This window comes from Pseudomonas sp. JV414 (genome assembly GCF_032424305.1).
GTDB lineage: Bacteria > Pseudomonadota > Gammaproteobacteria > Pseudomonadales > Pseudomonadaceae > Aquipseudomonas > Aquipseudomonas lini.
On sequence record NZ_VYKC01000022.1, the window covers coordinates 621,239 to 640,991 of the forward strand.

Annotated in this window: 17 protein-coding genes and 1 pseudogene; 6 read left to right on the forward strand and 12 right to left on the reverse strand. The window is 59.0% G+C overall.

Translation table 11 applies throughout. The features are described 5' to 3' along the window. Window positions 1-3 precede the first annotated feature (3 nt). The 3 genes and pseudogenes from F6R97_RS26760 to F6R97_RS26770 all read right to left on the reverse strand — a co-directional run bounded on the left by F6R97_RS26760 (window position 4) and on the right by F6R97_RS26770 (window position 2,411). Complete coding sequence (locus F6R97_RS26760; protein ID WP_038980166.1) at window positions 4-822, reverse strand: transporter substrate-binding domain-containing protein; 819 nt, start codon at window positions 820-822, stop codon at window positions 4-6. Between the two features lie 289 nt (window positions 823-1,111). Continuing rightward, window positions 1,112-1,471: a DUF6124 family protein gene (locus F6R97_RS26765; RefSeq protein ID WP_048395046.1), complete on the reverse strand. Its 360-nt coding sequence runs from the start codon at window positions 1,469-1,471 to the stop codon at window positions 1,112-1,114. A 580-nt stretch (window positions 1,472-2,051) separates the two neighbouring features. After that, a pseudogene (locus F6R97_RS26770) lies at window positions 2,052-2,411 on the reverse strand (DUF6124 family protein). 618 nt (window positions 2,412-3,029) lie between these two features. Here F6R97_RS26770 and F6R97_RS26775 point away from each other — a divergent pair. Continuing rightward, window positions 3,030-5,183, forward strand: a complete 2,154-nt coding sequence (locus tag F6R97_RS26775; protein ID WP_038980168.1) for a WG repeat-containing protein — start codon at window positions 3,030-3,032, stop codon at window positions 5,181-5,183. Window positions 5,184-5,446: 263 nt separating this feature from the next. Here F6R97_RS26775 and F6R97_RS26780 read toward each other — a convergent pair whose 3' ends face one another. The 6 genes from F6R97_RS26780 to F6R97_RS26805 all read right to left on the reverse strand — a co-directional run bounded on the left by F6R97_RS26780 (window position 5,447) and on the right by F6R97_RS26805 (window position 10,572). Next, window positions 5,447-6,196, reverse strand: a complete 750-nt coding sequence (locus tag F6R97_RS26780) for an AraC family transcriptional regulator (RefSeq protein ID WP_315867375.1) — start codon at window positions 6,194-6,196, stop codon at window positions 5,447-5,449. A 71-nt stretch (window positions 6,197-6,267) separates the two neighbouring features. Then, window positions 6,268-7,524: an FAD/NAD(P)-binding oxidoreductase gene (locus F6R97_RS26785; RefSeq protein ID WP_315867376.1), complete on the reverse strand. Its 1,257-nt coding sequence runs from the start codon at window positions 7,522-7,524 to the stop codon at window positions 6,268-6,270. After that, window positions 7,521-7,757 carry a (2Fe-2S)-binding protein gene (locus tag F6R97_RS26790; RefSeq protein WP_038980171.1) on the reverse strand — a complete coding sequence of 79 codons (237 nt, stop codon included), beginning with the start codon at window positions 7,755-7,757 and terminating at the stop codon, window positions 7,521-7,523. Before F6R97_RS26790 ends, F6R97_RS26785 begins: the two co-directional genes overlap by 4 nt. Then, complete coding sequence (locus F6R97_RS26795) at window positions 7,750-8,865, reverse strand: FAD-dependent oxidoreductase (RefSeq protein WP_315867377.1); 1,116 nt, start codon at window positions 8,863-8,865, stop codon at window positions 7,750-7,752. The genes F6R97_RS26790 and F6R97_RS26795 overlap by 8 nt, the downstream gene beginning before the upstream one ends. Continuing rightward, window positions 8,862-9,794: a 4-hydroxyproline epimerase gene (locus F6R97_RS26800; protein ID WP_038980173.1), complete on the reverse strand. Its 933-nt coding sequence runs from the start codon at window positions 9,792-9,794 to the stop codon at window positions 8,862-8,864. Before F6R97_RS26800 ends, F6R97_RS26795 begins: the two co-directional genes overlap by 4 nt. A gap of 106 nt (window positions 9,795-9,900) precedes the next feature. Then, the gene (locus F6R97_RS26805) at window positions 9,901-10,572 is read right to left on the reverse strand and encodes a GntR family transcriptional regulator (protein WP_038980174.1); all 672 of its coding nucleotides are present in this window, start codon (window positions 10,570-10,572) and stop codon (window positions 9,901-9,903) included. Between the two features lie 364 nt (window positions 10,573-10,936). Here F6R97_RS26805 and F6R97_RS26810 point away from each other — a divergent pair, with 364 nt between their 5' ends. After that, window positions 10,937-12,613, forward strand: coding sequence for an MFS transporter (locus F6R97_RS26810; RefSeq protein ID WP_050682769.1), 1,677 nt, complete (start codon window positions 10,937-10,939; stop codon window positions 12,611-12,613). A gap of 63 nt (window positions 12,614-12,676) precedes the next feature. Here F6R97_RS26810 and F6R97_RS26815 read toward each other — a convergent pair whose 3' ends face one another. The 3 genes from F6R97_RS26815 to F6R97_RS26825 form a co-directional block, all read right to left on the reverse strand. Beyond that, window positions 12,677-13,204 carry a cytochrome b/b6 domain-containing protein gene (locus F6R97_RS26815; protein ID WP_315867378.1) on the reverse strand — a complete coding sequence of 176 codons (528 nt, stop codon included), beginning with the start codon at window positions 13,202-13,204 and terminating at the stop codon, window positions 12,677-12,679. Between the two features lie 7 nt (window positions 13,205-13,211). Further along, complete coding sequence (locus F6R97_RS26820; protein WP_038980177.1) at window positions 13,212-13,475, reverse strand: PepSY domain-containing protein; 264 nt, start codon at window positions 13,473-13,475, stop codon at window positions 13,212-13,214. Between the two features lie 283 nt (window positions 13,476-13,758). Further along, window positions 13,759-15,882 carry a TonB-dependent receptor gene (locus F6R97_RS26825; protein WP_048395039.1) on the reverse strand — a complete coding sequence of 708 codons (2,124 nt, stop codon included), beginning with the start codon at window positions 15,880-15,882 and terminating at the stop codon, window positions 13,759-13,761. A gap of 184 nt (window positions 15,883-16,066) precedes the next feature. Here F6R97_RS26825 and F6R97_RS26830 point away from each other — a divergent pair, with 184 nt between their 5' ends. The 4 genes from F6R97_RS26830 (at window position 16,067) to F6R97_RS26845 (ending at window position 19,652) form a co-directional block, all read left to right on the forward strand. Next, complete coding sequence (locus F6R97_RS26830) at window positions 16,067-16,429, forward strand: metalloregulator ArsR/SmtB family transcription factor (RefSeq protein ID WP_048395038.1); 363 nt, start codon at window positions 16,067-16,069, stop codon at window positions 16,427-16,429. A gap of 47 nt (window positions 16,430-16,476) precedes the next feature. Then, window positions 16,477-17,481 carry an ArsJ-associated glyceraldehyde-3-phosphate dehydrogenase gene (locus F6R97_RS26835; RefSeq protein ID WP_038980180.1) on the forward strand — a complete coding sequence of 335 codons (1,005 nt, stop codon included), beginning with the start codon at window positions 16,477-16,479 and terminating at the stop codon, window positions 17,479-17,481. A gap of 9 nt (window positions 17,482-17,490) precedes the next feature. Then, window positions 17,491-18,711 (forward strand): organoarsenical effux MFS transporter ArsJ, encoded by a 1,221-nt coding sequence (arsJ, locus tag F6R97_RS26840; protein WP_315867379.1) that lies wholly within the window; start codon window positions 17,491-17,493, stop codon window positions 18,709-18,711. Between the two features lie 341 nt (window positions 18,712-19,052). Then, a complete protein-coding gene (locus tag F6R97_RS26845; RefSeq protein ID WP_038980182.1) occupies window positions 19,053-19,652 on the forward strand; it encodes a serine protease in 600 nt (199 codons plus the stop codon). Window positions 19,653-19,753: the final 101 nt, after the last annotated feature.

Below are 19,753 nucleotides of genomic sequence, written 5' to 3' on the forward strand. Positions count from 1 at the left end.
ATCTCAGTAATAGACCTTTGGCACGGTCAGGTCGGTGGGTGAAATCTCGGTGCCGACCCATTTGGTGAACAGCTCGTTGTAACGGCCTGTTCGCACTTGCTGGTTCACGAACAGGTCGAGATACCGGAGCAGACCGTACTCGTTGCGCTTGGCACCGAGGGAGACGTAGTCGATCACGTACGGGGCGTTACCGGCGATTTTCAGGTTCTTGTATTTGCCCGATTTGAGCGTGGCGGCGGCCACAGTGTTGGTGACCACGGTGGCGTCGATGTGACCCTGGGCGACTGCCAGCAGAGTGTCGTTCTGTGACTGATAGGCGCGGAAGGTGCCGGTGCCCCAGCTTTTCACGTCTTTCTCCAGGGCGATGGCTTCATAGGTACCGCTGGTGTTGCCCAGCGCTTTGCCTTTGATATCGGCGAAGTTGTTGATGCCAGTGTTGTCGCGGGTCAGCACCACCATCTGGAAGGCAAAGTAAGGCACGGTGAGGCCGACGGTTTTTGCCCGTTCGAGAGTGTCGGAGGTGGAGGCGACGATCACGTCGGCCCGGCCGGAGACCAGCGCCGGAATGCGGTCCGGGAATGGCGTCTCTACGACTTCGGCCTCCACTCCGAGGATTTTTGCCAGATCGCGGCAGTAGTCCACGTCGAAACCGGCCGGGTTGTTGCCTTCATCACGGAAACCCATGGGCGGGAAGTCCAGGGTCACGGCGCAGCGCAGTTTGCCCGAACCGATAATGTCGTCGAGCTTGTCGGCCTGGGCGGTGGCAATAAAGGAGGTACTGAGAACAGCGCTGAGGGCTACGGCAAATGCGGGGTTTTTCATAGAGGCCTCGTTGATGTGAAGTACTGTTGGATATCGTATTGGGGATTTCGTATACGATATTAACGATAGCAATCAACGTGCCTATTTCCAGGCAGAAGAGCGAATTAATCGTCAGGGCTTGAGGTAGAGGTGTTGTGGTGGCGCCACTGGAGATGAGGGATGCCGTGAAGGTTTGGGCCCCCAACGGCGGGTGTTACAGATGGGAGCAATTGTTGTGCGGGGCGCCCCTTTAAGGAACACCGGGCTCTGCTGATCGTTCCCACGCAGAGCGTGGGAACGATCATCCTCGCTAACCTCGCGGATCGAGGTTATCCAACACCCGATTCACCGCCAATTCCCCAAGCATCACCACCGATTGAATCCCCAACATCATGTTGCGATGTGGCATGTCCATCAATCCGGCGAACTCACTGAGCATCATGCTCGCGGACGCCAGGGATTCGCAGGCGTTAACCAGCAGGGTTTCGTTATCGACCTCGGTGCCGACATGGTAAATGGTGCTGGGTTTGCGCTTGGTGTCTTTGGGGATGGGCGGCTTGAGGTAGTGATCGAGGGCGCGGTCGGCGGCTTCGTTGAGTTTTTTGGAATCGAGGGATTCGTAGGGGGAGGTTGGATCGGTTTCCGGGGGATTGGGTGTGGCTTTAAACATAGTAATGCTCCTTGATTAGTGGAGCCGCCACGGTTCGCTGCGAAACGAAGATAGGTGGCAGCTGTACGCAGGTTCGCAGACCGGGAATCAAGGAACCCGGCAGACCCGAAGATCTCCCGCGCACAGCCGCCATAACGCAATTCAGCGAACGAAAAACGTCATCTGAAAAGGAACGGTGGCGCTGTGCGCCTTGATTGACCCGGGCTGCGAAACCCGATCGCTGTTTTTCAGCGACCCGGAAACGATAGAGCCCGGCCTCAAGGCGTACAAGCCGGCGGATTCTGGCGTAGTCGTAGGCAACGGCGCAAGGATGTGTAGCCTGGGTGAGTGTCTGGAAGTGTCATTTAAACAGTGCTTGTTTAGCGGTCTGACACCGAGCCTTGTGGTGGCTGTACCGGCCTCTTCGCGAGCAAGCCCGCTCCCACAGTGATCGGTGTCGTTCACAATTCCTGTGATATTGATCGTTCCCACGCTCTGCGTGGGAATGCAGCCCGGGACGCTCCGCGTCCCACCCTCTAAAGCCGAACGCAGAGCGTCCGTTGAGGCATTCCTTTGCTGCGCGTGGGAACGATCATCCTCGCTAACCTCGCGGATCGAGGTTATCCAGCACTCGATTCGCCGCCAACTCCCCAAGCATCACCACCGATTGAATCCCCAACATCATGTTGCGATGTGGCATGTCCATCAACCCGGCGAACTCAGTGAGCATCATGCTCGCCGACGCCAGGGATTCGCAGGCGTTGACCAGCAGGGTTTCGTTATCGACCTTGGGGCCTACGTGGTAAATGGTGCTGGGTTTGCGCTAGGTGTCTTTGGGGATGGGTGGTTTGAGGTAGTGGTCGAGGGCGCGGTCGGCGGCTTCGTTGAGCTTTTTGGAATCGAGGGATTCGTAGGGGGAGGTTGGATCGGTTTCCGGTGGGTTGGGTGTTGCTTTGAACATGGTGAAGCTCCTTGATGACTGGAGCTACCGCCGTTCGCGGTCAAACGAACAAGGTGGCAGCTGTACGCGGGTTGACCGACCGGACATCAAGGAATCCGGCACACCCGAAGGTGTCCCACGCACAGCCACCGCGACACGAGATTTCAGACAATGCCTGAAACAGGTCTTGGACGCTGGCGCGCCTTGATTGATTCGGACGGTCAAATCCGATCGCTGATTCGTCAACGACCCGGAAACGATAGAGCCCGGCCTCAAGGCGTACAAGCCGGCGGATTCTGGCGTAGTCGTAGGCAACGGCGCAAGGATGTGTAGCCTGGGTGAGTGTCTGGAAGTGTCATTTAAACAGTGCTTGTTTAACGGTCTGACACCGAGTCTTGTGGTGGCTGCACCGGCCCCATCGCGGGCAAGCCTGCTCCCACAGGTATTGGTGTCGCATACGAGGCATGTGATCGATACCCACCCGTAGGAGCGAGGCTTGCCCGCGAAGACTGACTCACAGACGCCGAACGTCTTCAGCCCTTCCACGCCCCGGCATAGAGCCGTCCAGGCGATTTGCAGTCCGCAATGCCGTGTGGTTAGCTGCCGGCACTTCCCAGCCCTTTGACTACCGAAGCCATAATGAACTTTACCCAGCCTCGTTTGAGATTGCTGTCGATACTGGCCGTGACCCTGTTAGTGGTGGGCTGTACGTCCTACTACCTGTTTCGCCAGAGCAGTGCGTCGGTAAGTGACAACTTCCCCGCCGAGGATATGAACGAAGGCGGCGTAGAGGACATCGGCACGCTGGCACGGCCTGACGTGGAAAAGCGTCTGAATTACTTGATCCATGACACCGGTGAAACCCTCAGCGCTTTGGAGCTGGTCATTGAATCGGAATTTAGCCTGACCGTTGACGGAGCCAAGCCTGCCAGCGAGCAGGAGCTGCAATACGAGGAGCTGTTTGTCCCCTTCACCAGTGCGCAGGTGAAAACTGCGCTGGCGTCGATCCAGGACCTGCGTTTTGCTCAGAAGCTGTTTGCCGATGGTTCCGAATTGAGCTTTGACACCAGCAGCCTTGATCTTCTCTGGAAGCGCGCCGCCATGCCGGATGAGTCGGTGGCCCACCAGTACCGTCCGGAGCACTTGCGTTTTCGAGATGGCAGCGAGAAAAATTTCGCCGATGTCAGCGTGCAGTCCAAGGTCGAGCCGGACGATAGTGTGCCGTCCCCTGAAGCCATCGCACTATCGGTCAACAAACCCTTGGCGAGTCTCGGCCTGACGATCGCTTACCGAAGCTATCCGGCGTTCAAAAAAGTGGTCCTGGACAAGGACCACCCGAAGGTGACCCTGGACGACGGCCAATATTTTCAGCTCACGGCCCTTGGTGACTCAAGCGCCTCACTGCGGCTGAGTACGCCCAAAAAATCGACCTTCGTGGTGCAGGGTTTGACCGATGCGGGCAAGGCGTTATACAGCAACGGTAACAACACCCGTTCCTTCCCCTCGGAGGGCGATATTGCAGCGTTGCGTGACTTTCACAAAGCCCTGCTGCAGACCAAGGATGATCTCGAGCAGTTCAAGACCAGTCAGGCTGTACAACAACAGCTGGAGCATTTGACCAAGGATCTTGCCACCCGGGGAGGGCTGTTGAAAAACACCGAGGCCGACTACCGCTTCGAGGCTACCCCGCAACGTATCGTCATTCATGTGCTTGATCCGATGGAAGACAACACCGCCGTTATCACCGAGGTACACAACGTCCTTGGGGAGCAAACGCGTTACATCGCCCTTGACCGGAAATCCGATCGCTACGGCTTCATCGATCCGGCCGGACAGTGGTTGATCAAACCACGTTGGGTACAGGTGCAAGATAGCGTGGTGGCGGATATCTACACGTTGTTTACGCTGAAAAAGTCCAGCGACCCTCAATCGGACATGCAGGAAATGCGCGACCAACTCGCCTATTTCCCCGCTGGCAGCAACAAACTCGTAGACCTGCCGTTCGAATACATAACGCAGACAATGGACGATGGCCTGCTGCTGGTGGAGCGTGAAACCAACGGCCCCTATGGGCTCTACGACTCCAGGAATCACCGTTTCACGCTGCCGATGAAGTTCGTCAACCCCACCGTGAGCGGCAACCTGTTCATCGCTCGTCTCGGCACCAAAACGTACGCCACGGAGGGCCACTACGGCGCCTATACCCTGGCCGGCAAGGAGGTTCTACCGCCGCAGTTTTCCGAGATCGAGCAAAACGGTGGTTACCTCTATACCCGCTCAGCCGATCGGAGTCGTCAGGACGTTTTCGACCTGGAAGGTAAACGGATCAACCTCCAGGGTTACAACGTGATAGGTCGGTTTTTTGGCGAGCAGCCGCTGCTGGTGCAGGACGCTAAAAGCAGGAAATTTGCTTTTATCAACCGCCAGGGGACGCTGCTGCCCATCAAGTTACCGTATGACGAGGTGGAGCCGTTTTCCAACGGTATGGCGGTGGTCGGGCGTGATCGCAGCTATGGTGCCATCGACCTGGCCGGCAGGTTGCAGATTCCGCTGGAATACAATCAGATCAACTCATTTCAAACCCGCTACGCAGCCGCCGTCCCGGTCGGCAGTAGTAGTGGGCTGGTGTTGATCAGTCGAAACAACCAACAGGTCAAGAAACTCGGTTCCTACAGCAGCCTGAAAGTCCCTGATAACGGCAACGAAGCCCGTTACTACGTGGAGGATCCGAGCAACCCTGACGAGTCTCTGGTCTATGACGCCGATGGCAATCTCGTGCAGAAAGAAGAATAAGGGTACGCCTCTGAATGGCATGGAATGGACCTTGGTGCTCAAGGCACAGCCATACCCTTTTTTCACCAGCTGTGCGCGGCAGTCATATTGATGTTGAGTTATGTGGTGGTCTTCAGGGCCTCATCGCGGGCAAGCCCGCTCCCACAGTGATCGGTGTCGTTCAAAATTCCTGTGATCAAAGCAGATACCTGTGGGAGCGGGTTTGCCCGCGATGAGGCCCGAAAGAACACCCTCAAAACCAGGATCAAATCGCGCACATCCACCTAACGCTGATTATCCCGAAACTGGCTCGGTGACAAGCTGGTCAACGCACGAAACTGCCGGCTAAACGCACTATGGTCGGTATAGCCGCAGCGCAAGGCGATTTCGGTGATCGGCAGGTCGGTGTGCAGTAACAGCCGCGAACCTTCTTCCAGGCGCGCCTTGTGAATCATCTGCCGTGGGGTGAGCTGGAAAACCCGTTTGCAGTGACGCTCCAGTTGCGCCACGGAATAACCGGTGATGGCGGTCAGTTCGGCGAGGCTGATGGCGCGGGCGAAGTGGCTGCGGATATGCGCATCAACGGCGGCGAGTTTCTGGAACGCGGGGTGGTTGGACTGGGGTGATTGCAGGTCGCGGGAGATTCCGGCCAGGCCAACGATCTGACCCTGTTCATCTTGCAAGGCGAGCTTGTGGGTCAGGCACCAGATTGGCTGATTGCCGTAATACAGGTGCAATTCCAGCTGGTCGGACAGCTCACGTCCGCTGGACAGGACCCGTCGATCCTGTTCGGTGTACAGCGGGCCAAAGCGTTCCGGGAAGACCATTTCGGCGGTGAGCCCCAGCAGTTCCTCGCGATGTTTGAAACCGCAACGTCGGGCCAGGGTCTGGTTGACGAAGGCGTAGCGGGCTTCGCGGTCCTTGATGAAAAACACCACGTCCGCCAGGGTATCGAGCAGCGGCGCAATCGGCTGCAGACTGTTCAGCAGCGTTGGCAAGTCGCAGGGTTTGAAGGTGCTGAGCGAGGGATACATAGCGCTGGGGTCTGATGGCGACCCCGGGATCATAGAGGCTCGGCAGCGTGGCCGAAACCCCCGAGGGGGAATCAGGCCGGCGGGGTGTCGTCCAGGCACATCAAGGTCTCGATCCGCGCCGGGCTGAAGGGTGGGCGGGGTGCCGAAGGTTGCCAGCCGAACAGGTGCTGCACCGCACCACCACACACTCGACCCTGACAGGCACCCATGCCGCAGCGACTGGCCAGCTTGGCTTCGCGCCAGTCCGTGTGCCCGGCCAATGCGGCGTAAGGCACGTCTTCGCAGCGGCAAACCAGAGTGTCGAATCGGACCAGAGACTTGAGTTGCGGGTCGAGGGCGAATGCCTGATTCAGTGCCTTGGCGAAACCCTGCCAGCGTGCCCGGTGTGGCCACAACTGGCGTGCCGCTTCAAGGTCACCGACCGCCGCGTGGCCAGCAATGGCACCTTCGACCAACGCCAGTTCACTGCCACCAAACCCGGTGCATTCACCCGCCGCATAATGATCGGCACGGTTGCTGGCCTGCCAGGCATCCACCGCCAACGCCTGACCTTCGATGGCGTAACCCAGTGCCTGGCCCAATTGAATGTTCGGGATCAAGCCGAAACCACAGGCCAGCCGATCACATTCCAGTTCGACGATTTTGCCTTGCTGTTGCAGGCGCACACCTTCCAGTCGGTCAGTGCCAAGGGCGGCCAGCACGTGGGTTGCGGTGCGGTAATGGCGGTCGAACAAGCTGAACGATTGCAACCATTTGGCGGGCCAGCGGGGCAGTTGCGCGGCGAAACCGGCGACGGCGGTGCGCGAGGCTTGCTCGGCGATGCGTTGTACCTGAGCGCCATATTTTTTCGCGGTGGCGGCACTCGCCAGCAATAGCGGGCCGCTGCCGGCGATCACCACGCGCTCACCTTGCACCGGCACACCCGCCTTGATCAGCGCTTGCAAGCCACCGGCCCCGGTCACGCCAGGCAACGTCCAGCCGGGGAAGGGCAGCAGCAGCTCGCGGGCACCGGTGCACAGAATCAGTTTGTCGTAACTGATCAACCAGCCGTCCTCATCATCTTCGACCAACAGTTGTTTCGGACCGGGACTGGCGATCACGCGGGTGCCGGCGTGATGGCGGATGTTGCTGCAAGATTGCAAACGCTCACGTAGGCGACGGGCCTGATCGGGCACGTTGGCTTGAGGGCCATCACGCCAGATTTGTCCGCCCGGCAGCGGATTGTCATCGAGCATGACGATGCGTGCGCCACTGGGTGCGGCGGCAAGGGCGGCGGCCATCCCAGCGGGGCCGGCACCGATGATCAGCAGATCGGCGTATTCATTCATGGGCGTGTCTCCACCTGCATGCCGTCTCGGCACAAAGTCTGACAGGCCAGGCTTCGCCGGCCGTCGATGGACACCCGGCATTCCTGGCAGATGCCCATGCCGCACAGTGGAGCGCGGCGCTGACCACTGATCGACGTGCGTGTGCAGCCGTCGCTGCCCAACGCCAAGGCAGCGGCGACGCTGGTGCCCTCGGCCACCTTCAAGGCGCGGCCGTCCAGCAGCAATTCAGGCATAGGCAGGTTCTCCGAGGAAACGCTGGGGCAGATAGGGTTGTGCGGCCAGAGGCGGGGTTTCGTTGAACAGTTGCGCCACCAGCAAATCGGCCGTGCCGGGGGCCGTGGTGACGCCCAACCCTTCGTGCCCGACGGCCAGCCACAAGCCTTGTCGCTGCGGGTGTTGGCCCACCAGCGGCAGACCGTCGGGGCTGGCGGCGCGAAAGCCGGTCCAGGCGCGGATGCCGTTGAGTCGGGCCAGCCCTGGCATGTACTCGGCGGCGCGCTTGAGCATTTTCGCCAGCATCCAGCCTTCGACCTGCGGGTCGTTGGTGCCGAATTGGCGCGAGGCACCGATGAACAATTGCCCGGTGGGGCGCGGCTGGATATTGCAGGCGGTCGACGGCCCCGTGGCGTTGTGGGCGCTGGTGACGTAACCCAATTCCACCAAGGTGTGGGTGACGGTGCGGGGGTAGCGGTCGGTAATCAGCAGGTGACCTTTTTTCGGCTCGATGGGCAACTCCGGGCACAGTTCGTTGGCCTGAATACCGTTGGCCAACACCACCGCTTCGGCACTCAACCAGTGGCCGTCATCGAGGCAGATGCGGTTACCATCGACCGCGCTGACCCGCGTCCGGCGTTGACGAATGTTCGGCGTGTCGAGCATCCAGCTGGCTGTCGCCGGCGCATACAGAATGCCGTCGCCATTGATCAGCAATCCACCTTCCAGACCCTCGCGCAATTCCGGTTCACGCTGGCGCAAAGCACTGGCGCTGACCAATTCGCAAGCCACGCCCTGGGCTTGCAGGTTCAGGTATTTGCCATGGGCGACCGCCATTTCCTCGGCATTGGCCGCGAGCCATAGCGTGCCGTTGTTGCGATAAGCGCAGCTGTCGGGCAGGTCCGGCGCCAGTTCGCGCCAGCGTTGCAGGGAATATTGACTCAGGGCCAGCTCGGCCGGGTTGTCGTCAAGCACCAGCAAGTGGCCCATGCCCGCCGCCGTCGCACCGTGCAGGCCGGCATCGAGCACCAGCACCTGCAAGCCACGACGAGCCAGCGCCTGGGCACAGGCGGCGCCGATGATGCCGGCGCCGATCACGATCACATCGGCCACAAGGCCCTCGTTCATGGGCGAATGCCCCAGGCGAACGGGTCATGCTGTTCGATGATCAAACTGGCTTCGGCGCTGATAAAGGCACGGCCGCGAATGGTCGGTATAACGCGCTCGCCCTGCCATTCGTAAGAGCCTTCGAATTCGCTGCCGATGACACTGGCCTGGCGCCAGATCTGCCCCGGTTGCAGTTTGTCGTCCGCGGCCAGGCACGCCAGTTTGGCACTGGTGCCGGTGCCGCACGGTGAGCGGTCATAAGCCTTGCCGGGACAGAGCACGAAGTTGCGGCTGTCGGCGTGATCGTCATCGCTGAACAGCTCGACATGGTCGATCAGCCCGCCGTCTTCGCCACGAATACCCTGGGCCTCCAGCGCCTGTTGCACGGCGTAGGTATAAGCAGTCAGCGCGTCGAGGTTATCGCCGGCTATCCGCAGGCCATGCTCGGCGATCAGGAAAAACCAGTTGCCGCCCCAAGCGATATCGCCCACCACCTGACCGACATCTGGCACCTGCAACACCAGCGCCTTGCGGTAACGGTAGGCCGGCACATTGCGCACGCTCACTGAATGATCTTCGTGCAGGGTCGCCTGCACCGTACCCACCGGCGTCTCGATGCGATGCACGCCGGGGCTGATCTTGCCCAGATGCGCCAACGACGCCACCAGGCCGATGGTGCCGTGGCCGCACATGCCCAGGTAACCGGTGTTGTTGAAGAAAATCACCCCGGCACAGGCGCTCGGGTCCACAGGTTCGCAGAGCAGGGCGCCCACCAGCACGTCGCTGCCACGGGGTTCCAGCACACAAGCGGCGCGCCATTGATCGTGATGTTCGGCGAGCAGCTTGCGGCGTTCGGCCATACTGCCGGTGCCCAGGTCAGGAAAGCCGGCGGTCACCAGGCGGGTCGGTTCGCCGCCAGTGTGGGAGTCGATCACGGTGATGCGTTTCATGGGAGGGCCACGTCCGTTCGGTTGAGTGAACGAAAGAGTGGCCTGTGCAGCGGGGTGTCGGCTTGATGGATTTATCCTGTGCTGATGACGAAATCAGCACAGCATCCTAGTGCGCGTGGGGCAGGTGCTCAAACAGGGTTTTGCAGACGCCGGCAATGTGCTCGTCCAACAGTTTCACCGCCAGGTCCACGTCCCCGGCACGACAGGCTGCGAGAATCTCACGGTGTTCGTGATCAGCCCGTTCCTTGCCGGCCGACAGGCTCATCTGCATGCGCAGGTAGCGCTCCAGCTTGTCGTTGACCGAACGAATCAGGCTGACCAGAAACGGCCGTTGCGCCGGCTCGTAAAGGCAGGCGTGCAGTTCCCAATTGAGCTCGGCCCAGCGGCCCACATCATCCTCGCCGATGAACTCCTGACAGATACGCTCGGCACGGGCGAAGGTTTCTTCGGTCATGTTGGGAATGGCCAGACGCAGTATTTTGTCCTCGAGCAACATCCGCACTTCGAACATCTGCGCCAGTTCTGCATCGGACACCCGCGTGACCATCGCCCCGCGATTGCGCTGGAACATCACCAGCCCTTCGGCCTCCAGCCGCTTGAGGGCCTCGCGCACCGGGATCTTGCTGACGTTGAACTGGCGGGCAATGTCGTCCTGACGAATCGGCTCATCTTCGGCGAAATGCCCGGCGACGATCGCGTCCCGCAAATGACGGGTGATGATTTCCGAGGTCGAAGGTGTATTGCCAAGGTCGGGAGCGTTGAGTTTGGGTAGGTTCACGGCAGCGGTCGTTTGGAGTGAGATGGCGATAGGGTATACGAAATTCTTTCGCTGCGAAGTTCCAGGCGATGGCCACCCCGCAGAATAGGCATCAGCGGGCGCCACCCAGACGCTTCGCGTCGGATCTTACCGGCTCTGAATAGTCATTCGACAGCGCGTCGGCCCGGGTCTGAGCGGGATGGCCGAGTGGATATCTGCGCGAAGCCGATTATGCTTCAAGAAACCTTGCAGCGATGCGAGGCCGTCAGCCTGTTTGCATGCTTTGCGCAATCCTTGATCCGATGACATCAGCCCTGGGGCCTGGGTGCGGTAGAAAGGTAAAAAGGTACTCCGGCCTACAACAAGAGCAAGACGGAGAAGACTCATGGCCGCAATCGACAACGCATCCACGGGCAGCGCGCCCCACCACGGGATAACCAGAGAGGAGCGCAAGGTTATTTTCGCCTCGTCCCTGGGCACCGTGTTCGAATGGTACGACTTCTACCTTTACGGCTCCCTCGCCGCGATTATAGCGAAGCACTTCTTCGCCGGCGTCAACGAAACAACGTCCTTCATCTTCGCGCTGCTCGCGTTCGCCGCCGGCTTCGCTGTGCGTCCCTTCGGCGCCATTGTGTTCGGCCGACTGGGCGACATGATCGGGCGCAAGCACACGTTCCTCATCACCATTGTCATCATGGGTGTCTCCACCGCCATAGTGGGCTTTCTGCCCGGCTATGCGACCATCGGCGTGGCAGCACCGATCATCCTGATCACCCTGCGCCTGTTGCAAGGCCTGGCCCTGGGCGGTGAGTACGGCGGGGCGGCGACCTATGTGGCCGAACATGCGCCGAAAGGCAAACGCGGCTACTTCACCTCGTGGATCCAGACCACCGCGACCCTCGGCCTGTTCCTTTCGCTGCTGGTGATCCTTGCCTGCCGAACCCTTCTCGGCAACGAAGCCTTCGAGGCCTGGGGCTGGCGGATTCCCTTCCTGCTGTCGATCCTGCTGCTGATCGTTTCGGTGTACATCCGCTTGCAACTCAGCGAGTCGCCGGTGTTCTTGAAGATGAAGGAAGAAGGCAAGTCGTCCAAGGCGCCGCTGACCGAATCCTTCGCCCGCTGGGATAACCTCAAGATAGTGATCATGGCGCTGCTCGGCGGTACCGCCGGCCAGGCGGTGGTCTGGTACACCGGACAGTTCTATGCGCTGTTTTTCTTGCTGCAGACGCTGAAGATCGATCCGCAGACCGCCAACTATCTGATTGCCGGCTCGCTGCTGATCGGCACGCCGTTCTTCATCGTATTCGGCAGCCTGTCCGACCGCATCGGCCGCAAAGGGATCATCATGGCCGGCTGCATTATCGCGGCGCTGACCTACTTCCCGATCTTCCATGCGTTGACCCAATACGGTAACCCCGACGTGTTCGCTGCGCAGGAGAAGAACCCGGTCACGGTGATCGCCGATCAGAGTAAGTGCTCGTTCCAGTTCGACCCGGTGGGCAAGGCCAAATTCACCAGCTCCTGCGACCTTGCCAAGACCCTGCTGGCGAAGAAGGCTATTCCCTACAAAAACGAAAAGGCCGAACCGGGCGCTGTGGCGCAGGTGCGCATCGGCGACAAGGTGATCCAGAGCTTCGAGGGCACCGGCATGCCGGCCGCCGACTTCAAGGCCCGCAACGATGCCTTCGTCGCTACCCTCGGCACCGCCCTCAAGGACGCCGGTTACCCCGAGAAGGCCGACCCGGCCAAGACTAACTATCCGATGGTGCTGCTGCTCCTGACCATCTTGGTGATCTACGTCACCATGGTCTACGGCCCGATCGCCGCCTGGCTGGTGGAACTCTTCCCGGCGCGCATTCGCTATACCTCGATGTCGCTGCCGTATCACATCGGCAATGGCTGGTTCGGCGGCTTTCTGCCCACGGTGGCGTTCGCCATGGTCGCGGCCACGGGGGATATTTACTACGGGCTGTGGTACCCCATCGTCATCGCCGTGATGACGGCTATTCTTGGCACGTTCTTCCTGCCGGAAACCAAGGATCGGGAAATTCATCACACATAAGGTTGGCACTCGCCCTCTCCCGCAAGGGGGAGGGCAATGTGCGGTATCAGGAAGCTTTGAGAGCTAGCGCTTACGACGGTGGCCCGTGATCATCGACAGGGGCAGGTTTTCACGCAAGCGCAGGCTTTCCACCAACGCCGCGAGGACGTGCACGCAAACCAGTGCGAGCAGCGCATTGGCCATAATCTCGTGGACATCACGTAGCCAGTCTTCGCCCCAGAAATAGTCCACTTCTTCCATCAAAAAACCGCTGATACCCAGGCCGGTCATCAACAGCAGCATGAGGACCATCACCAATGCTCCGATGGGCGAGTGCCCCATGCGGTGATAGCCCTTGCCGGAAAACAGCGCCCGACCATGCTGAGCGAGCCGCGTCGGGGTCGGCCAGAAGTCTGACCAACGCGCCGATGGCGGACCGACGAATCCCCACACCACGCGCACCAGCACGACAGCCACGGCGTAATAGCCGAGCCAGCGATGCCAGCCGTCGCCTTCCTCATTGAGGAAGTAGTCGCTGATGAAGACAACCACCAGGGACCAATGACAAACGCGTACGAGAGGGTCCCAGAGGCGCAGGGTTTCAGCTTTCACTGGGGACCTATTCGATCTCTTCTTTCACAACTTTTCCGGTGACCGGGTCAAAGTAGATTTCGACTTTGCGCTTGTCTTTGTCCCAGCCGTAGATCTCGTAGCAATTGCCGCTCGTGACTTTGAACTTCTTGATGTTGTAGCCCTTGGCCTTGAGCTCTTCCTGAAATTTGGCCTGGTCTTGCCATTGAGCCTTGTCGGTTGTGGTGCATTGAGGGCCGGCGAAGGCCAGGGGAGAGGCGGCAAGCAGGGAGAGCAACAGAAGTTTGCGCATGGGTTTTCCTCGAATATTGTTGTTGTCTGACAACGCGAGAGATTCTCAATCACTCTCGGCGCGCTGAAGGTTAGTTGAGCTTTGAATCGTTGTCACTGGGTTTCGGGCTGCAAAAAACGCCCTGAAATGCAGGGCGCAAAACTTGTGGGAGCGGGCTTGCCCGCGAAGACGGTGGCACAGTCAATATTGATGTTGTCTGACACACCGCTTTCGCGGGCAAGCCCGCTCCCACAGGGATTTGTGCTTATCTGACCGGCAAGGGCATTTGATTTCAGGTTTTCACTCAGAACCGGTAGTTGGTGCTCAGCTCCAGAGTCCGTGGTGCTCCGGGGGTGATCAGGTCCACCGAGCCATGGGCCGAGGCGTAATAGTCCTTGTCGAAGACGTTACGCAAGCGCAGCGCCATATCCCATTTCGGCAAGTTATAGAGCAATGCCGCGTCCACGGTGGTGTAAGCGGGCATGACCACCTGGTTATCCAGGGCGGTGTAACGGTCATCGACATAGTTCGCCCCCATGCCTACGCGCCAGGTGTTGGTCAGCGAGCGCACCAGCCAGAGGTTGGCACTGTGACGCGGGGTCAGGGTGGGTGTCTGGCCTTCGTTGGCAACGCCGTTGGTTCGGCTGTTGGACTTGGTGATCTCGGCATCCAGATAGGCATAGCCGGCATAGACCTGCCACTTGTCACTCAACTGCCCGCTGGCGGTCAGTTCAAGACCGTCGGTGCGCTGCTCACCCGACAGGACCAGTTTGGTCGGGTTCGCCGGATCAGTCGTTTTCATGTTGGTGCGTTCCAGCCGGAACAGCGCCGCCGTCAACGCCAGGCGATTGTCGAGCAGGTCCCACTTGCCACCGATCTCGAAGTTGGTGGTTTGCTCCGGCTCAAGGTCCTGGTTGGTGGTGCTCAGGGCGAAGACTTCGGAGGAGGGTTGGTAAGAACGACTCACCGAAATGTAGTAGGACTGAACCTGATCAGGCTGATAGACCAGGCCTGCGCGCGGGCTCCAGGTGTTGTCGGTTCGGGACATGGTGGCACGCGTCAGGTCATCCGAATATTCCTGGTCGAACACGTCATAGCGCACACCCAGCAGTGCTTTCCATTGCGGGGTCAGTTCAATCAGATCCTGGACGTAGAAACCGGCCGTGTCCTGGGTAGTGGTGCCCCTGGCGGTTTGTCGGTTGGCCTGGAACGGCACGTCGACCAAGCCATCGCGGTACACCGGTACGCGCGCTACGTTGCTTTGGCTGAAGACCGATTGATCCTTGACCTGACGCCCCAGCTCCACACCATAGAGCAGGTTGTGGTTCATCCCGGCGAGCGTGGCCTGTTGCTTCAGTTCGGTCTGGTTGAACCAGCCATCTTCTTTACGCTGCACGTTGCCGCGATTGAGCTTTACCAGCAGCTCGCCGTTGGGGGCGGTGACGAAACGTGTCGGGCTGGAGTCGGCGAGTGTGTTGTTGCGATCCAGATCGTAGTGGTAGTAACGGCTGGTGTTGCTCAGGGTGAAGTCGTCGTTGATGCGGTAGTCGACGCCGGCCGTGAACGAAAACACTTCGCTGCGGGTGTAATCGTCATCCGGGTCGGCGGAACCGAAGCGCTTGTCCCGATCGACATCAACCGGGCGATCGCCCCGCGCGGGAATGCCGAAGTCGATCAAGCGTTTGTCGTAGAGGTACGTCGCCCCCAGGTTCAGCTCAAGATCGTCGGAGAGTTTGAAGTAGGCCGAAGGCGCAATGGCCTTGCGATCGATATAGCCGTCATCGCGGAAGGTGTCGCTGTTCTCCAGGGCACCCGTCACCCGGAATGCCTTGTCGTTTTGCTGCTGATCGGCCCAACCGGCGTCGAACTGCGTGCGCTTTTTACCCTCGCTGTCGAAGCTGACACCCACTTCCTGTTTGGGGGTGAAGTTGGGTTTCTTGCTGATGCTGTTGATCAGGCCACCGGATGAGCCACGCCCATAGAGCACCGCTGCCGGCCCCTTGATCACTTCCACGCGCTCGACGTTGGACAGATCGCGGAAGTACAGCGCGTCGTCACGAACGCCGTCGACGTACATGTCGCCGATAGCACTGAAGCCGCGAATGGTGACTTGGTCGCGCTGGCCATCGCCATTGGAAAGGCCGATGCCGGGGACGTTCTTCAACACGTCCTCCATCGACTGCGCGCCCTGATCCTTGATCACGCTCTGGGGGATCACGTTCACCGTTTGCGGGATATCCCGCAGCGGGGCGTCGATCTTCAGAGCACTGCGGCTGTCGGTCGGCTTGTAGCTCTGCTCGCTGTAATCGCTGGTCACGGCGGTTGCAGGCAGGGCCAATGGCGACTGGGTTTGTGCTTGCAAATCAGGTACTGCAAAAAGCCCCAGCAGTGAGAGAGAGGCTGGGTAAATGCGCGGTAAAGCCACCATGAGCTCCTTTTTTAGTTATTGGTGCTAATGATAACGATTATCTTTTGTAAGTAAATAAATATCATTTACATACAGAGTCGACACATTCGCCGTTGACCCATACATGCGGGAAAACGTATATTCGAAAAAACGCATATACCTGTATTCACCTTTGATGCGTGAACACCCAACGCAGAGAAACCCAATGGCTGACCAACTGACGCCGACCGCTGTTTTCAAATGCCTGGCTGACGACAACCGGGTCCGCATGATGCTGCTCATCGCCCGTGAGGGAGAGCTGTGCGTCTGCGAGCTGACCTGTGCGTTGAATGAGAGCCAGCCCAAAGTCTCCAGGCACCTGGCGCAATTGCGCACAGGCGGATTGCTCTCGGACCGTCGGCAGGGTCAATGGGTTTACTACCGACTGCACCCGGATCTGCCGGGCTGGGTGCATCAGGTGTTGACCGTGGTGCTCGAAGCCAACAAGCACTGGCTGAGCCCGGATGCCAAACGCCTTGAAGAAATGGGTGACCGTCCTGAACGGGCAGCGGCTTGCTGCCCGGCTTGATGATTCCAAAAGCGCCACCCCTGACAACAGAAACAGAGCACACCAACATGACTATCAAAGTGGGCATCAATGGTTTTGGCCGCATCGGTCGCCTCGCTCTGCGAGCAGCCTGGCGCTGGCCAGAATTTGAGTTCGTACAGATCAACGATCCGGCAGGCGACGCGGCAACGCATGCGCACCTGCTGAACTTCGACTCGGTGCATGGCCGTTGGAATGACCAGGCCGACTCCGAAGGCGACAGCATCGTCATCGACGGCAAACGAATCAAAGTTACCGCCAACAAGGCGATTGCCGACACCGATTGGTCGGGCTGCGATCTGGTGATTGAAGCCAGCGGCAAAATGAAGACCGTCGCGGTGCTTCAGGCTTACCTCGAACAAGGCGTGAAACGCGTGGTGGTCAGTGCTCCGGTGAAAGAAAAGGGCGCGCTGAACATCGTCATGGGCGTCAACCATCAACTGTTCAACCCGGCGGAACATCGTATTGTCACCGCCGCATCGTGCACCACCAATTGCCTCGCGCCAGTGGTCAAAGTGATTCATGAAAAGCTGGGCATTCGCCACGGTTCGATCACCACCATCCACGACCTGACCAACACTCAAAGCATCCTCGACCAACCCCACAAGGATCTGCGCCGAGCGCGGGCTTCGGGCATGAGTCTGATCCCGACCAGCACCGGCTCGGCCACCGCGATTGCCGAAATTTTCCCGGAATTGCGCGGGCGTCTGAATGGCCACGCCGTACGCGTACCATTGGCCAACGCTTCGCTGACGGACTGTGTCTTTGAAGTCGAGCGCGTCACTACGGTTGAAGAAGTGAATCAGTTCCTCAAGGACGCGTCCGAAAACGAACTGAAAAACATCCTCGGTTTCGAGGAGCGTCCGCTGGTGTCCATTGACTACCGCACCGACCCTCGCTCTTCGATCATCGATGCGCTGTCGACCATGGTCATCAACGGCACCCAGGTCAAACTCTATGCCTGGTATGACAATGAATGGGGTTATGCGAACCGCACCGTCGAACTGGCCAGAATGGTCGGCCTGGCCGTTTAAGGAGCGGTGATGAAAGCGTTGTCAGCCCTCGCTCCTGAAGTGCGGCAGTACCTGCTCGTGACGGGCAATTACTGGGCCTTCACCCTCACCGACGGCGCTTTGCGCATGTTGGTGGTGCTGCACTTTCACGCGTTGGGCTACAGCCCGCTGCAAATCGCGGCGCTGTTTCTGTTCTACGAACTCTTTGGTGTGATCACCAACCTGGTGGGCGGCTATCTCGGCGCCCGACTGGGACTGAACCGGACCATGAACATCGGGCTGGGGATGCAGGTTGTGGCACTGTTGATGCTGACGGTGCCAGTGGCCTGGCTGACGATTCCTTGGGTGATGGGCGCGCAGGCGTTGTCGGGGATTGCCAAAGACCTGAACAAGATGAGCGCCAAAAGCTCGATCAAGCTTCTGGTGCCCGATGGACAGCAGGGCAAGCTTTACCAATGGATAGCCATCCTCACCGGCTCGAAGAACGCACTCAAGGGTGTCGGTTTCTTTCTCGGCGGGGCATTGCTCGCCCTGATCGGGTTCAAAGGCGCGCTGCTGGCCATGGCGGGTGTTCTGGCGCTGATCTGGGTCAGCAGCTTGATCCTGTTGAAGAAGGATTTGGGCAAGGCGAAAGCCAAGCCCAGGTTTCGCGACATCCTGTCCAAGAGCCGGGCGATCAACATTCTGTCAGCGGCCCGGATGTTTCTGTTCGGTGCCCGCGATGTCTGGTTTGTCGTGGCGTTGCCGGTGTACTTGAGCAGCGTCTTTGGCTGGGACTTCTGGAAGGTCGGTGGATTCCTCGCGGCTTGGGTGATCGGCTACGGCATCGTGCAATCGTTCGCACCGCGAATCACCGGCAAGAAACGGGGGCATGTTCCTGATGGTCGCGCTGCGTTTCTATGGGCGCTTGCTCTGGCAGGCCTGCCCGCGGCAATCGCTCTGGGGCTGAACACCGGGTTGTCGCAACAAGGGGTGCTGTTAGGTGGATTGATGGTCTTTGGCGCGCTGTTTGCGGTGAACTCCTCGCTGCACAGCTACCTGATCGTGTCCTATGCCAAGGAAGACGGCGTGTCGCTGGACGTGGGTTTTTACTACATGTCCAACGCCATGGGACGGCTGATCGGCACCGTGCTCTCTGGCTGGGTTTATCAGGCTTTCGGGCTGGGGGCGTGTTTATGGATATCCAGCGCATTTGTTATTTTCGCAGCGCTGATTTCTGTGGTGTTACCGAGGCATGCCGAAGTGACTTAAGCTGCTCTGAAGGCGGCGATTCACTAGTTTTGTTCGCAATATAGCAACTTCCACTTCTATTCTTTTATTCGGTCTTCTGCCATTTTTCAGGCGTCAAATATCTGCAATTTGTTATATGGATCGAAAAGCAATTAGTCTTAGCACAATTCATTCATACGCATTTATTAAAACCTCAGCCATAAATAAACGCACCCCGCCACGCTGTGAGGAAAACTACAAGAAACTGACAACGAAGAGAAACGTCACAACAAAAATCAAATCCTCCTTATAAGTCGGTGATAATCATGATTAAAATCATGGCCTACTTTTTAACAGGAGCTGTTCTTGCAGGATGCAACGGTATGGTAAAACCCGACTTGTCGGGGCCTGCCAACGATTCATATTTTTCTGTCTTCTCAGGCTTTCCCTTGCCCTATCTGTACATGGCCTCGGCCGTGCAATGGAACGAGGACTACGCCGTCACCACCCGTCACACCCCCCTTATCCGCAACGTGGAATACAGCTGCAGCACCGGCTGCGACCTTGTTTTCATCCAGCACAAGGCCGACGGCCGCTACCCGTCATGGCGCGCACCGCGTGTGGGTGAACACATCACGGCCGTGGGGGCGAGCCCCTACATGACGACCGTCACCGGCAAAGGCAAAGTGTACCCGGCACCTTTCATCAATAGTGATGAAGGCAGCGGCGAACGCTATGCCATCCATGATGCCCCGATGATCAAGGGGATGTCGGGTGGTCCCGTCATCGGCAATGACGGCAGCATTGTCGGTATCAATGTCGGCTTTTTCTCCACCACCCTTAATGATGTGAGTTTTCACCCTGGGTTAAAGGGGGCTGAGAGAGTCAGCATCTTTATCCCTTACTCGATCATTCAGCGTGAATGGGAACTGATGCAGGTGAAGCTTAACGATCCGCACGGCGCGAAGTATGCGAAGAAGTAACTTCGCGTCGTCAATCAATTGGCCGTCGGGATGGGGTTCATCGTAGTGGGTACGATGAGCCACATCTTGGCGGGTTAGTTGAATCCAGGCGTATATTGATT